This window comes from Nocardia tengchongensis, from assembly GCF_054781395.1.
Map to the genome: position 1 here is coordinate 168,178 of NZ_BAAGUM010000013.1, position 13,229 is coordinate 181,406.

At 67.4% G+C, this 13,229-nt stretch carries 14 protein-coding genes and 1 pseudogene; 5 read left to right on the forward strand and 10 right to left on the reverse strand.

The annotated features are described in order from the left end of the window. Position 1: 1 nt before the first annotated feature. The 4 genes from ACYVKL_RS26385 to rlmN all read right to left on the reverse strand — a co-directional run bounded on the left by ACYVKL_RS26385 (position 2) and on the right by rlmN (position 4,907). The gene (locus ACYVKL_RS26385; RefSeq protein WP_379171765.1) at positions 2-1,303 is read right to left on the reverse strand and encodes a D-arabinono-1,4-lactone oxidase; all 1,302 of its coding nucleotides are present in this window, start codon (positions 1,301-1,303) and stop codon (positions 2-4) included. Between the two features lie 78 nt (positions 1,304-1,381). After that, positions 1,382-2,335, reverse strand: coding sequence for a LysR substrate-binding domain-containing protein (locus ACYVKL_RS26390; RefSeq protein WP_379171767.1), 954 nt, complete (start codon positions 2,333-2,335; stop codon positions 1,382-1,384). A gap of 57 nt (positions 2,336-2,392) precedes the next feature. Continuing rightward, positions 2,393-3,739 carry a fatty acid desaturase family protein gene (locus ACYVKL_RS26395; protein ID WP_379171769.1) on the reverse strand — a complete coding sequence of 449 codons (1,347 nt, stop codon included), beginning with the start codon at positions 3,737-3,739 and terminating at the stop codon, positions 2,393-2,395. A gap of 58 nt (positions 3,740-3,797) precedes the next feature. Then, positions 3,798-4,907: a dual-specificity RNA methyltransferase RlmN gene (gene rlmN, locus ACYVKL_RS26400; RefSeq protein ID WP_213556996.1), complete on the reverse strand. Its 1,110-nt coding sequence runs from the start codon at positions 4,905-4,907 to the stop codon at positions 3,798-3,800. A 76-nt stretch (positions 4,908-4,983) separates the two neighbouring features. On the opposite strand from rlmN, the gene ACYVKL_RS26405 reads away from it, so the two are divergent. Continuing rightward, the gene (locus ACYVKL_RS26405) at positions 4,984-5,298 is read left to right on the forward strand and encodes a LapA family protein (RefSeq protein WP_379171771.1); all 315 of its coding nucleotides are present in this window, start codon (positions 4,984-4,986) and stop codon (positions 5,296-5,298) included. On the opposite strand, the gene ACYVKL_RS26410 is transcribed toward ACYVKL_RS26405, so the two are convergent. The 3 genes from ACYVKL_RS26410 to pyrH form a co-directional block, all read right to left on the reverse strand. Beyond that, the gene (locus ACYVKL_RS26410; RefSeq protein WP_379172072.1) at positions 5,299-6,186 is read right to left on the reverse strand and encodes a phosphatidate cytidylyltransferase; all 888 of its coding nucleotides are present in this window, start codon (positions 6,184-6,186) and stop codon (positions 5,299-5,301) included. 142 nt (positions 6,187-6,328) lie between these two features. Further along, a complete protein-coding gene (gene frr / locus ACYVKL_RS26415; RefSeq protein ID WP_213556998.1) occupies positions 6,329-6,886 on the reverse strand; it encodes a ribosome recycling factor in 558 nt (185 codons plus the stop codon). Between the two features lie 37 nt (positions 6,887-6,923). Beyond that, on the reverse strand, positions 6,924-7,658 hold the full coding sequence (gene pyrH / locus ACYVKL_RS26420) for a UMP kinase (protein ID WP_213556999.1): 735 nt from the start codon (positions 7,656-7,658) through the stop codon (positions 6,924-6,926). 290 nt (positions 7,659-7,948) lie between these two features. Here pyrH and ACYVKL_RS26425 point away from each other — a divergent pair, with 290 nt between their 5' ends. Further along, a complete protein-coding gene (locus ACYVKL_RS26425) occupies positions 7,949-8,332 on the forward strand; it encodes a hypothetical protein (RefSeq protein WP_379171774.1) in 384 nt (127 codons plus the stop codon). 339 nt (positions 8,333-8,671) lie between these two features. Here ACYVKL_RS26425 and tsf read toward each other — a convergent pair whose 3' ends face one another. Both tsf and rpsB read right to left on the reverse strand, forming a co-directional pair. Further along, complete coding sequence (gene tsf, locus ACYVKL_RS26430) at positions 8,672-9,487, reverse strand: translation elongation factor Ts (RefSeq protein WP_379171777.1); 816 nt, start codon at positions 9,485-9,487, stop codon at positions 8,672-8,674. Between the two features lie 108 nt (positions 9,488-9,595). Further along, positions 9,596-10,465, reverse strand: coding sequence for a 30S ribosomal protein S2 (gene rpsB, locus ACYVKL_RS26435; RefSeq protein WP_213557002.1), 870 nt, complete (start codon positions 10,463-10,465; stop codon positions 9,596-9,598). Between the two features lie 255 nt (positions 10,466-10,720). Between rpsB and ACYVKL_RS26440 the strand changes: the two genes are divergently transcribed. The 3 genes and pseudogenes from ACYVKL_RS26440 (at position 10,721) to ACYVKL_RS26450 (ending at position 12,490) form a co-directional block, all read left to right on the forward strand. Next, positions 10,721-11,218, forward strand: a complete 498-nt coding sequence (locus tag ACYVKL_RS26440) for a GNAT family N-acetyltransferase (protein WP_379171779.1) — start codon at positions 10,721-10,723, stop codon at positions 11,216-11,218. An 88-nt stretch (positions 11,219-11,306) separates the two neighbouring features. Continuing rightward, a pseudogene (locus tag ACYVKL_RS26445) lies at positions 11,307-11,819 on the forward strand (M23 family metallopeptidase); the annotation flags it as partial. Between the two features lie 161 nt (positions 11,820-11,980). Next, positions 11,981-12,490, forward strand: coding sequence for a DUF1990 family protein (locus ACYVKL_RS26450; protein ID WP_379171781.1), 510 nt, complete (start codon positions 11,981-11,983; stop codon positions 12,488-12,490). Between the two features lie 78 nt (positions 12,491-12,568). On the opposite strand, the gene ACYVKL_RS26455 is transcribed toward ACYVKL_RS26450, so the two are convergent. Next, positions 12,569-12,943, reverse strand: a complete 375-nt coding sequence (locus ACYVKL_RS26455; RefSeq protein WP_379171783.1) for a GatB/YqeY domain-containing protein — start codon at positions 12,941-12,943, stop codon at positions 12,569-12,571. Between the last annotated feature and the right edge of the window lie 286 nt (positions 12,944-13,229).

Genomic DNA, 13,229 nt, shown 5'->3' on the forward strand with positions numbered 1-13,229 from the left:
GTCACTCCCCCAGCACGCGTGCGACGTAGGCGTTGGTGAAGCGCCGGCCCGGGTCCAGGCGGTCACGCACTGCGGCGAACCGGTCCCAGTCCGAGTACTCCGGCGCCAGGTCGACGGCGGTCCGGAAATGCCGTTTGCCCCAATGCGGGCGGCCGCCGAAGCCGCGCATGATCTGTTCCACGGCACCGAAATAGGGCTCCCACGCCATCTTCTCGAACTGGTGCACCGCGATGTAGCAGCTGGCGCGGTTCCCGGCCGGGCTGAGGAAGGCATCGTCGGGTGCGACGAAGCGCACCTCGATCGGCACCGGGACATCGAAGCGCGGCTGTTCGGCCAGTGCCAGGACCTGCCGCACCGCGTCGGCGGCATGCTCGCGCGGGATGGCGTATTCCATCTCGGTGATCGGCACCCGGCGTGGTGTCGCGAAGATCCGGTAGGAGCGATCGACGCGACGGGTACTGCCGGAAAGCTTGGTACACCACCGATTCAAGGCCGGAATCCACTGCGGACGTGCCCGTCCGAGTCGGCACACACCCCAGAAGGCGTAGTTGGTGAGCAGTTCGTCGTGGAACCATTCGGCCGATTTCGACAGCGGCCGTGGTGCTTCCGGCGTCCGATTCCAGGTCTTGGTCATCGCCAGCGGACTGTGTGCGAAGGCGAAGAAGCCGAAATGATCATTGCCGTCGGCCAATTCGTCGAGTCGCTCCAGCACCTCCACGCGCGGCGCCACGGTATCCACACCCGACAGCGTGAACGCCGGCACCGCTTGCAGGGTCACGGCGCTGACCACGCCGAGCGCGCCCAGGCTCACCCGCGCGGCGCGGTAGGCCTCCGGGTCGGTGTCGGCGTCCACCTCCATACGCGTGCCGTCGGCCAGCATCAATTCGATCGATCGCAGGCTCGCCGACAGATTCGGCAGGCCGACGCCGGCGCCGTGGGTGCCGGTGGCGGTGGCGCCCGCGACGGACTGCACATCGATGTCGCCGAGGTTGGCGAAAGCCAGTCCCTGCTCCCACATCTCGGCGCTCAGCGCGCCCAACGAGATCCCGGCCTCGCAGCGCACCAGACCGGAGGAGCGGTCGATGTCGAGGACCCGGTTCATGCCCTCCAGGGTGATCAGCGTGCCGTCGGTGAGCACCGCGTCATTGAACGAATGCCCGGACCCCGCGACCCGCACGACATCGCCGCGGCGGTCGGCGCGTTCGAGCGCGCCGGCCAGCTCGGCCGCGTCGGCCGGGCGCTCGACCGCACGCGGGTGACACTGTTGGTCACCCGCGAAGTTCCGCCACATGGATCGACTCATGCGGCAAACGCTAGGACCGCCGTTCGCCGCGGGGAAACATCCGAATCCGGGCAATCGACAAAACGCGGCTGTGAATCCTCACCGCAACGACACCGGCGGCGTCGGGTCGCCGAAGTCGGGTTCGGCCACCGCCCGCACCAGGTCCGGGTGATCGTCGCGCACCGTCCGGGCGATCTCCGCGAACGAGCGGACCAGCTCCGACGCCCGGTCGCGCCGCCAGCCCACCGCGACCCGGCTCGGCGCCGCGTCGGCGATCGGCACCAACGCCACGCCGGGGAAGGTCAGCCATCGGCACGCCGCGACGGTGACCACGATCCCGAGTCCGGTCATCACCTTGTGCATTTCCTCGAGCAGGGTGGTGGATCGGGACACCACCGGCGCGGGCCGCCCACCCCGATGAGAATCGAGCTCCCAGAACGCATTCCAGGTCCGGTCGGCACACGCCGACCCCAGCAGGGGTTCGGCCAGCAGCTCGCGCGCCGCCACCACCGGTGCCGCCGCCAGCCGATGCGACCGAGGCAGCGCGATCACCACCGGTTCACTGAAGAGGGGTGCGAAGTCGAGATCGGGCGTCGAGATCGGCAAGCGGACGAACGCCACGTCCACCTGGCCGTCGGCCAGCCCGGCCGAGGGATCGTCGTAGGCGAACTGCCGCAGGTCCAGTCGCACTCCCGGATGGCGCTGCCGGAACGCGGACAGGATGGGATCGGTGAGCGTCAGCGCCGCGCCCTCCAGGAAGCCCACCGCCAGTCGTTCCCGCTCACTGCTCTGAATCGCACGCGCCCGTTCCACCGCGGTGTCCGAGGCCGCCAGCAGCGCCCTCGCATCCGTCAAGAACGCGGCCCCGGCGGCCGTCAGCTCCACATTGCGCGTGCTGCGCACGAACAAGGTCACCCCGACCATCTGCTCGAGCTGCTTGATCTGTGCGCTCAAGGCTTGCTGGGCCACATGCATCCGCTGCGCCGCGCGGGTGAAGTTCAGCTCCTCGGCTACCGCCACGAAGTAGCGCAGGTGTCGCATGTGCAGATCCACCGGTCGAGTGTAGGCACCCCGTGCCGGTACTGCTCCCGGCCGGCGCGAGAGCCGAGTTCACCGGCGACCGGAACTCGCGTGCGCCCTCCGCTCCGAAGCAAATTCCGACGTGGTTTCGGGTGCGCTGTCGGCATCGAGCCGGAGAAATCGGTCCGGCAAGGACAGTTTCACGATGGTGCGCAGAGTGAGCAGATACTGCACGACGATACTTCGGCAGGTGTAAGGCAGCCCGTACTGTTCGGCGAGGTCCCGGACTTGCGGGGCGACATCCGGCAGACGGTTGCTCGGCAGGTCCGGGAACAAGTGGTGTTCGATCTGGTATCCCAATGACCCGGTCAAGATTCTCCCGACCGGACCGGCCGGGAAGTTCGCGCTTCCGAGGAACTGCCGGAGATACCACTCACCGCGGGTTTCGGTGGCCAGATCACGTCGGGTGAATTTCTCGGCGCCGTCGGGAAAATGGCCGCAGAAGGTGACGATCTGCTCCCACATGTTCTTCGCGACGTTGGCGGTCAGATTGGCGCGAACGGTCGATTTCCAGTTCCGCATCGACAATGCGGGGAAGGCGACGTAGTCCTTGAAGACCTGTTTGCTCGCCTTGCGGAGAATCTCGGCGCCGGCCCCCCGGAGCTCCTGCGGATCCTTGCGTCCCGCTACGACCTTCGGGATCTCCAGGTGATAGATGCACATCCCGAACTCGTAGAGCATCGAGACCGGCAGGACGTAGACAGCGTTGCCCAGATGGTAGGGGCGCCAACGTCGATCGCGAGTGACGCGCAGCAGCCCGTACCCTTCGTCGGGATCCATCCCGATCACATTGGCGAAAACATGATGCTGGTAGTTGTGCGCCTTCTTCCAGTGCGCCGCCGGCATCGGGTGATCCCATTCCCAGACCGACGAATGTATCTCGGGGTCATTCATCCAGTCCCACTGGCCGTGCAGGACATTGTGTCCGATTTCCATGTTCTCGATCACCTTGGACAAGAACAAAAGTCCGGTGCCGAGCCACCAACTGCTCCGTCTGCCGGAGTCGAGGAGCACCAGCCGCGCGCCGACCTCGAACGTCCGCTGGACCCTGATCAGGTTCCTGATGTACCGGGCGTCGCGGTCACCGAGGTCTTGCTCCACCGATCGCCGGATCTCCTCGAGCCGGTCTCCGAACTCGCGAACATCGTCGGATGTCAGGTGGGTGTAGGCCGCCACATCGGTGATGGCCATCAGCGCGCCCCGGCCGATCGAAGTCGACCGGGCCAAAATAGTTCGGAAAGTGCCATCAACGCTCCCAATCTGCGGTGAGATCGATCTGCATCGAAAGGTGCTGCAACAAAACGCTGAGCCTATCCAGCGGGGTGATATTACCCGGTGACCTGGCCGTCTGGGTCGTAACCAGCTGTTCGCTGGCATGGAAAGTCATGCGGGATACCCGACTTGGCCGGATATCCGCTGGGACTCGACGGCGTGGTCAGCCTTCCGCGGCGAGCTGGCCGCAGGCGGCGGCGATCTCCTGGCCGCGCGTGTCGCGGACGGTGCAGGTGACGCCCTGGGCCTGGACACGGCGGACGAACTCGTCCTGGACCGGCTTCGGGCTGGCGTCCCACTTGCTGCCCGGTGTCGGGTTGAGCGGGATCAGGTTGACGTGGACCAGCGGACCGAGCGCCTTGTGCAGCTTCTTGCCGAGCATGTCGGCACGCCAGCCCTGATCGTTGATGTCGCGGATCAAGGCGTACTCGATCGACACCCGGCGACCCGACTTGTCCGCGTAATAGCGTGCGGCGTCGAGGACTTCGGCGACCGGCCAGCGATTGTTGACCGGCACCAAGGTGTCTCGCAGCTCGTCGTCGGGAGTGTGCAGGGAGACAGCGAGTCGCACCGACATGTCCTCGTCGGCGAGCTTGCGGATGGCGGGAGCGAGACCGACGGTGGACACCGTCACCGACCGCTGCGAGATACCGAAACCCTCCGGGGCCGGCGACGTGATGCGGCGGACCGCGTTCACCACCCGCTTGTAGTTGGCGAGCGGCTCACCCATGCCCATGAACACGATGTTGGACAGCCGACCCGGACCACCGGCGACCTCGCCGTCGCGCAGGGCGGCCGCGGCGGCACGAACCTGGTCGACGATCTCGGCGGTGGACAGGTTGCGGTTCAGGCCGCCCTGGCCGGTGGCGCAGAACGGGCAGGCCATGCCGCACCCGGCCTGCGACGAGATGCACAGGGTGTTGCGGTCGGTGTAGCGCATGAGCACCGATTCGAGCAGGGTGCCGTCATTGGCCCGCCACAGGGACTTGCGGGTGGTGCCGTCGTCACATTCGATGTGCCGGATCTCGGTGAGCAGCCGCGGGAACAGGGCCTCGGCGACCTTGGCGCGCATCGCCTCGGGCAGGTCGGTCATCTGCTCGGGGTCGGCGACCAGGCGGCCGTAGTACTGCCGCGCGATCTGGTCGGCGCGGAATTTGGGCAGGCCGAGTTCCTCGACCACCGCCTTGCGCTCCTGCGAATCGAGGTCGGCGAGATGCCGGGGCGGCATGCCGCGGCGAGGGGCATCGAAAACGAGGGGCAAAGGGGTAGTCATAACCCTTCCAGTGTTCCATCCGAAACACGCGTTCGGAGCCGCGGGGTGCGATGCGCTCGTCACATACCATTTGGCTATGACAACAGCCGCGCCAGACTCCGGGGCGGACCCGACCCCGAGCCAGGGCAAATCGAAGCACAAAGGTGTGCCCAGGACCCGCGCCGGTTACGCGTGGGCCGGTCTGGTCATCGCCGCGCTGCTGGGCGTCGCGGTGCTGGTCTTCATCCTGCAGAACCTGGAGCAGGTCAGGGTCAACGTCTTCGCCTGGGACTGGAACCTGCCCATCGGCGTGCTGGTGCTGTTGTCGGTCATCGCGGGCGCGCTGTTCACGTCGCTGATCGGCGGCTACCGCCTCCTGCAACTGCGCCGCGCGGCCAAGAAGGCCGGATAACTACAGCAGGGCGGTCAGCACCAGCCACGCCACGAAGGCCGACGGCAGCATGGAGTCCAGGCGATCCATGATGCCGCCGTGCCCGGGCAGCAGCGTCCCCATGTCCTTGATCCCCAGCTCCCGCTTGACCTGCGATTCGATCAGGTCGCCGCTGGTGGCCACGAGCACCAGCCCGACGCCCAGCAGCACGCCGATCATCGAATTCGCCTGCAGCAGCAGCGTCACCGTGAGCAGACCGCCGATCACGCAGAACACCAGCGAACCGACGAAGCCCTCCCAGGACTTCTTCGGGCTGATGTGCGGCACCATCGGGTGCTTGCCGAACAGCACGCCCGCCACGTAGCCGCCCACGTCGGAGCAGACCACCAGGATCATGAAGGACAGCACCCGCAGGTTGCCCTTGTCCTCGGACAGCATGAGCACCGCGAACGACGCCAGCAGCGGAATCCAGGTGAGCGTGAACACCGAGATCGCGGTGTCGCGCAAGTAGTTTCGCGGAGTGGCGCGCAAACCGTGGTCGAACAGCCGCCACACCATCAACGTCAGCGCCGTCGCACCGAACGCGCCCAGCACGCCCTGCGGCCCGATCGGCCAGGCCAGCCAGACCACCGCCTGCCCGCCGATCAGCAGCGGGATGCGCGGCACCAGCACATCGGCCTCACGCAGCCGCTTGGTCACCTCCCAGGTGGCCACCGCTACCGCCACCGCGATCACACCGACGAGCACCTTGGGCGCCCACAGCAGGATCGCGATGAGGGACAACCCCAGCCCGAATCCGACCGCCAGCGCCGCCGGCAGATTGCGGCCCGCCTTCGACGCGGGCGCGCTCGGCGTGCCCTCCGATGTGGCCGCCGCGTCACTACCCGACCCACTGGCATGCTCCGGCACGGCCGAAGTCGTGCCCGTCGTTTCGGTCGGCGGTGCGGCTTCCTCCGGAAGCTCGCCGGTGGCGGCAATCTCTTCGGCCACGATTGTCCCGTCGCTCACTTGTCGTCCGTTCGTCCCTACCCCCGGCCGAAGCTCGGCCGTCCTAGACCTCGAGCAGTTCGCCCTCTTTGTGCTTCACCAGCTCGTCGATCTGCGCGACATACTTCTGGGTGGTCTTGTCGAGTTCCTTCTCGGCGCGACCGACCTCGTCCTCGCCGGCCTCGCCGTCCTTCTGGATGCGGCCCAGCTCTTCCATGGCCTTGCGGCGCACGTTGCGGATCGAGATCTTGGCGTCCTCGCCCTTGGACTTGGCCAGCTTGACCATTTCCCGGCGCCGCTCCTCGGTGAGCTGCGGGATCGAGACCCGGATGATGTCACCGTTGTTGGTGGGGTTCACCCCGAGATCCGAATTGCGGATCGCGGTCTCGATCGGCTGCATCTGCGCCTGCTCGTAAGGCTTGATCACCACCATGCGCGGCTCGGGCACGGTGATCGAGGAGATCTGGGTGATCGGCGTCATCGAGCCGTAGTACTCGACCACGATGCGCGCGAACATGCCAGGATTCGCGCGACCGGTCCGGATCGAGGCCAGGTCGTCCTTCACCACCGAGACGGCCTTCTCGAACTTTTCCTCGGCGTCGAAGAGCGCTTCTTCAATCACGGCGTTTCCTCCACTGCGTCATGGTTCTTGTCGTCGGTCACGACCGGACCAGGGTGCCGATCTTCTCACCGGCGACGGCGCGGGCGATATTTCCCTTGGTCAACAAATTGAACACCAGCATCGGCATCTGGTTGTCCATACACAGGCTGAAAGCGGTGGCATCGGCGACCTTGAGGCCACGCTCCAGCGCTTCCTTGTGGGTGATCTGGGTGTACAGGGTGGCGTCGGGGTCCTCACGCGGGTCAGCGCTGTAGACGCCGTCGACGGCCTTGGCCATGAGCACCACTTCCGCGCCGATCTCCAGGGCCCGCTGCGCCGCGGTGGTATCGGTGGAGAAGTACGGCATGCCCATGCCCGCGCCGAAGATGACGACGCGGCCCTTCTCCAGATGCCGCTTGGCGCGCAGCGGCAGGTACGGTTCCGCGACCTGACCCATGGTGATGGCGGTCTGCACGCGGGTATCAATGCCCTGCTTCTGCAAGAAATCCTGCAGCGCAAGGGAATTCATCACGGTGCCGAGCATGCCCATGTAGTCCGAGCGGGCCCGCTCCATGCCGCGCTCCTCGAGCTCGGCGCCACGGAAGAAGTTACCGCCGCCGATCACCACGGCCACCTGGACGCCGTCCTCGACGACCTCCGCGATCTGCTCCGCGACCGCCTGCACCACATCCGGGTCGAGACCGACACGGCCACCGCCGAACATCTCGCCACCCAGCTTGAGGAGCACTCGGCGATAGCCCTTGCGATCGGGGGCGGTATCCGGGTCCGTCATCGGTCTCCTTGTCCAGACGTTCGAGCGTGCACAGGCACATGAAAAGACCATCCCGGCCGACGAATTGCACGGGACGGCAACAAAGCTCCGTCCATCCTGCCTCACGACGGGTGACGAGCGTGAGGCGACCCTCGTTACGGCCCATCTATTGGTGACATTGTGGGCGCGCGAGACTTCCCCCGGCAACCAGCTCAGCTATCGCGGAGCTATGCCCCCGGGAAGTAGCGCCCCGGAAACCGGGGGCGCTCGATCATCTTTCAAACAACGGTATTTCGCATATCTTTCGGCCCGTGAACACCAAGAACCGCACGATTCGAGCCGGACTCGCCGCGCTCGCGATGGGCGCGGCCGCCGCGACCGGCCCCGCCATGGCCGACATCCCGCTGACGCCCATCTCCTCGAGTCCGTCCGACATCGCCGGCCTCGCGACCGGCAGCGGTCAGCGGGAGAACGGCACCACCGGCACCGGAGGCGGCGGATCGTTCTCGGGTTCGGCCAGCGGCAGCGGCCACGCGCTGGACCCGTTCGCGCGCTCGATCCTGACCGCCCTCGACTACGTGCCCTGCCAGGGCCTGGACGGCACCCACGTGAACACCCCGCTGGCCGGCGCGGCCGCACTGGTGCTCAGCTTGATCACCGGCGAGTGGTATGTCGCCCCGGGATGTGCGTCGTGAGCGAAAAACGAACCGCCCGAATCGGACTGGCAGCCGTCGCCCTCACGGCAGCCCTCATTGTCGAGGCAGGGCCCGCCACGGCCGACACTCCGAGCGCGGCGCCGGTCTCCAGTGCGGACACCACGACCGTCCCCACCGGAAGCGCCCTCGTGGATATCCCCCTGTACGGCGTCTCGCTGCTCATCTCATTGATCGAGTGGAATCTCCGGCCGCCCTCGACGGACCCCTGCCACGGAAATTGCTCCTGACCGTCCCGAATCCGGCCGCACGGACAGCGCAAAAAGGCCCCTCGCTGATCGGAAACCGATGAGCGAGGGGCCTTTTCGAGCATTCAGGCGATTACGCCTGGCCGACCTCGAAGCGGGCGAAGCGGGTGATCGCGACACCGGCGTCGTCCAGCAGGGCCTTGACGGTCTTCTTGGAGTCGGTGACCGAAGCCTGCTCCAGGAGGACGACGTCCTTGTAGTAACCGTTGACGCGGCCTTCGACGATCTTCGGCAGCGCGGCCTCCGGCTTGCCCTCTTCCTTGGCGGTCGCCTCGGCGATCTCGCGCTCCTTGGCGACGAGCTCGGCCGGGACGTCCTCGCGGGTGAGGTACTTGGCCTTGAGAGCGGCGACCTGCATGCCGGCGGCACGGGCCGCATCGGCGTCGGAGCCGGTGTACTCGACCAGGACACCCACGGCGGGGGGCAGGTCGGTGGCACGCTTGTGCAGGTAGACGGTGGTCTGACCGTCGAAGACGGCGACGCGACGCAGCTCGAGCTTCTCGCCGATCTTGGCGGCCAGCTCCTGCAGCACCTGGTCGGCGGTCTTGCCGTCGACCTCGACCGCCTTCAGGGCGTCCAGGTCGGCCGGGCGGGCCTTCGCGGCGGCGGCCACGATGGCGTTCGCGACGTCCTGGAACTCCTGGTTCTTGGCCACGAAGTCGGTCTCGGAGTTGATCTCGATCAGGACGCCGTCCTGCGCGACGACCAGGCCCTCGGCGGTGGCGCGCTCAGCACGCTTGCCGACATCCTTGGCGCCCTTGATACGCAGGAACTCGACAGCCTTGTCGAAGTCGCCCGCGTTCTCCTCGAGCGCCTTCTTGCAGTCCATCATGCCGGAGCCGGTGAGCTCGCGGAGCCGCTTCACATCGGCGGCGGTGTAGTTCGCCATCTCGGGCGAGCCTCCCTGTGTGAGTGAAAGTCTGTGGTGGTCACACCTTGCCGACCGTCATCGAACGAGAGCGGTCGGCAAGGTGAACAGATGCCTCGCGGCGGTGGATCAGAAGTCGGCCGGGGTCTTGGTGGCCGGTTCTTCCTTCAGCTCCGCCTCGGCAGCGGTCTCCACGGGGGCCTCGGCAGCAGCGTCGGCGGCCGGGGCGGCCTGCGACAGCAGCTCCTGCTCCCACTCGGCGAGGGGCTCGCCCGCGCCGGCCTCCGGCTTCGAGTCGCCACCGGCGCGCGAGGCACGAGCCTGCACACCCTCGGCGACGGCGGAAGCGACGACCTTGGTCAGCAGCGCGGCCGAACGGATCGCGTCGTCGTTACCCGGGATCGGGTAGTCGACCAGGTCGGGGTCGCAGTTGGTGTCCAGGATCGCGATGACCGGGATGTTCAGCTTGCGAGCCTCGCCGACGGCGATGTGCTCCTTGTTGGTGTCGACAACCCAGATGGCCGAGGGAACCTTGGCCATGTCCCGGATGCCGCCCAGGGTGCGCTCGAGCTTGTTCTTCTCACGCGTCAGCATGAGGATTTCCTTCTTGGTGCGACCCTCGAAACCGCCGGTCTGCTCCATCGACTCGAGCTCCTTCAGGCGCTGCAGGCGCTTGTGGACGGTCGAGAAGTTGGTGAGCATGCCGCCCAGCCAGCGCTGGTTCACGTAGGGCATGCCGACGCGGGTCGCCTCGGAAGCGATCGACTCCTGGGCCTGCTTCTTGGTGCCGACGAAGAGGACGGTGCCGCCGTGGGCAACGGTCTCCTTGACGAACTCGTAGGCCTTGTCGATGTAGGTCAGCGTCTGCTGCAGATCGATGATGTAGATGCCGTTGCGGTCGGTGAAGATGAACCGCTTCATCTTCGGGTTCCACCGGCGGGTCTGGTGACCGAAGTGCGCGCCGCTGTCGAGCAGCTGCTTCATTGTTACGACAGCCATGGCTCCGTAACTTCCTCTCGTTGCTGGTTGACACAGGAATCGGCGATCCCTGCCCTGGCGCCCACGGCCACCGGAACCCTCTGGAAGAAGTCAGGGGGACCAGCCGGCGACACTCACTGTGGGCGCGCGAAGTCGGTCGGCGTTAACGCAAACCGCTGAATCAGTTTACGCAGCAGTGCCGTCATACCGAAATCGGGCCCGGGGACGACCGAAAACCGGATGCGCAACCGCAGGTCAGCGGCCTACCGTGAGTAAATGCTGCGGACCTCGCGACTCGTGCTGACACCGGTGCGCGCGAGCGACCACGACGAACTTCTGGCGCTGTGGCGCATGCCGGAAGTGTGTGAATTCCTCTTCGACGGCGAGTTCCTTTCCGACGCCTACGTCACCGACGTCATCACCAATTCCGAGAAGAGTTTCGCCGCCGCGAATTTCGGGCTCTGGGTGGTGCGGGACGGCGTCGGCGCGCCGTTGTTCGGGACCGCCGGACTGCGAGAACTGGACGGTGGACCTGACCTCGAGGTCGTGTACAGCCTCGATCCCACGCGGTGGGGGCGAGGGCTGGCGAGTGAGGCCGCCGCGGCGGTGCTGGGCTACGCGTTCGAGGTGCTGGGGCTGGATCGGGTGCTTGCCGAGGTCGACGTGGGCAATGTGGCGTCGCGGGCCGTCGTCGAGAGGCTCGGGATGACAGCGTTCGACAGCGTGCCGGGAGTACTGGGGCCGATGATTCAGTACGTGCGGGATCGCGACTGAGGTTGGCGCTATTCACAATTGGGCGTGTTGTCCACACTCGCCGAAGAGGCTCTCCCGCAGTGAATTCAGCGGGCGCAGGCTGTATGGCATGCCGTCGAATCGTTCCGATCCTGGTCCCAGCCAGTCGCTTTCGCTCGTGCCAACGTCGCGCAGGCGAGAGGTGACCGGGCTGTGTGTGACAGTTGCGTTCTGTCTGTCGGCCGCCGTCCTCGCCGCGCCCGGCTCATCCGCCCCGCTCAGCTCGACCGCGCCGACCGGCGACTTCGGGTGGCCGCTCACGCCGCGACCCGCCGTCGTGCGGGTTTTCGACAAGCCCGATCACGACTGGCTGCCAGGGCACCGCGGTGTGGACCTGGCCGGTAGCGGTGGCCAAGCCGTGCTTGCGGCAGGGGAAGGCGTCGTGGCCTTCGCGGGCACGGTGGCCGGGAAACCGGTTGTGTCCATCGATCACGCGGGCGGGCTTCGCACCACCTACGAACCGGTCACCGCTTCGATCACCGTGGGGCGCAGGCTCTCCCGCGGCACGGTCATCGGTGTACTGGAGACCGGCCACACCCCCTGTTCGCCCTGCCTGCACTGGGGTGCCCGCCGCGACGGCGAGTACCTCGACCCACTGGGCCTGATCCACCGCGCGCCGATCCGACTGAAACCACTCGCGAACGGGGAGGACGTGAACCCCGCACGCCTCGGAATCGCCGGGTCCGGGAGCCGGATCGGGCGGCGGCGACCGAACCGGATCGGGACCCGCGTCATGATGGGTCCATGCCCCAGCAGCCCGCTTCCTTCACCTACCCCGACGTCGGCGCGACCGCGGGCGAGTTCCCAGCGGGCTACGACCACTTCCGGCTTCGCCTCCGAATCGGTTCCGGCCGAGCGCTTTTCGACCACGCCGCCGAGCAGATCCTCGCCTACCGCATGCAACGCGGAACCGGCATCTTTCAGCACGCCACCACCCCGACCGCACAGCCGGGCACCGAACTCACCGTCCGTCTCGCCCTCGGCCCGATCGGCGTGAACGCCCCCTGCCGAGTCGTCTACGTCCTCGACGACCCGAACCTTCGCGGTTTCGCCTATGGCACCCTCCCCGGCCACCCCGAGAGCGGCGAAGAACTGTTCGCCGTCGAATACGACCCTGCCGACGACTCGGTCCACGGCATCATCGCCGCCTTCTCGAACCCGGGCACCTGGTACACCCGCCTGGGCGCCCCGATCGTCCGCATGATCCAGCGCTGGTTCGCCCGGCGATACATCGAGACCCTGCGACCCTGCTGAGCGACCATCCCATCTCTCGACCGGCGGTGTCGGCGAACGGGGCCGCGAGCGCACCAGTCGCCTGGCGCCGGGTCGGTGTCAGTTGTCGGCGAGGTGGGACGCGAGGGTTGCGGCCTCGGCGCGCAGGCGCGCGGCGCGATCGGCGCCGCCGGAGAGCCCGTCGTATTCCTGTGCCGCGGTGAGGCGTTCGTCGATCTCGATGCGGACGATGTCGGCGATATCGGATTCGGTGAGGTCGCGACGGGAGCGTTCGGCGACGCCGAGACCGACGGCGCTGCTCTCGATCGCGCCGGCGCGGATGTCGGAACCGTCTACGGCTTCGGCATTGTCGATCGCACCCAGGGCCGAGCGCAGGGCTGCGGTGGCGTCTCGGTCGCGGGACTTCATGGCGGCGGGAAGCGCCGCGCGTAGGCGCTCACGAAGGGAGGAGGTCTCGGCGGGCAGAGTGCTCATGATCATCGACGGTACCCGCGGAGACCCCCTGCCCGAGGCTCCGGCGACAGGGTGTCAATCGCCCGGCCTCAGCGGCCGAGCCCCTGCGGCCCAACGCGGGTGGCCCTCCGCGGGCGACCCTCCCGGGGCAGCCTTCGCGGGGCAACCCTCCGCGCGCGACCCTCCCGGAGCAGCCTTCGCAGGGCAACCCTCCGCGTGCGACCCTCCCGGAGCAGCCCTTCCGGGGCAGCCCTACCCGGGCGGCCTGCGCGGGCGGCCTGCGCGGGCGGCCTGCGCGGGCGGCCTG

Excerpts from the sequence above, each read along its gene's own strand:
- tsf (WP_379171777.1), bottom strand. The coding sequence starts at position 9,487 with ATGGCGAACTACACCGCCGCCGATGTGAAGCGGCTCCGCGAGCTCACC.
- pyrH (WP_213556999.1), bottom strand. The coding sequence starts at position 7,658 with ATGACGGACCCGGATACCGCCCCCGATCGCAAGGGCTATCGCCGAGTG.
- ACYVKL_RS26395 (WP_379171769.1), bottom strand. The coding sequence starts at position 3,739 with ATGCCAGCGAACAGCTGGTTACGACCCAGACGGCCAGGTCACCGGGTA.
- rlmN (WP_213556996.1), bottom strand. The coding sequence starts at position 4,907 with ATGACTACCCCTTTGCCCCTCGTTTTCGATGCCCCTCGCCGCGGCATG.
- ACYVKL_RS26440 (WP_379171779.1), top strand. The coding sequence starts at position 10,721 with ATGCTGCGGACCTCGCGACTCGTGCTGACACCGGTGCGCGCGAGCGAC.
- ACYVKL_RS26450 (WP_379171781.1), top strand. The coding sequence starts at position 11,981 with ATGCCCCAGCAGCCCGCTTCCTTCACCTACCCCGACGTCGGCGCGACC.
- rpsB (WP_213557002.1), bottom strand. The coding sequence starts at position 10,465 with ATGGCTGTCGTAACAATGAAGCAGCTGCTCGACAGCGGCGCGCACTTC.
- ACYVKL_RS26405 (WP_379171771.1), top strand. The coding sequence starts at position 4,984 with ATGACAACAGCCGCGCCAGACTCCGGGGCGGACCCGACCCCGAGCCAG.
- ACYVKL_RS26385 (WP_379171765.1), bottom strand. The coding sequence starts at position 1,303 with ATGAGTCGATCCATGTGGCGGAACTTCGCGGGTGACCAACAGTGTCAC.
- ACYVKL_RS26455 (WP_379171783.1), bottom strand. The coding sequence starts at position 12,943 with ATGAGCACTCTGCCCGCCGAGACCTCCTCCCTTCGTGAGCGCCTACGC.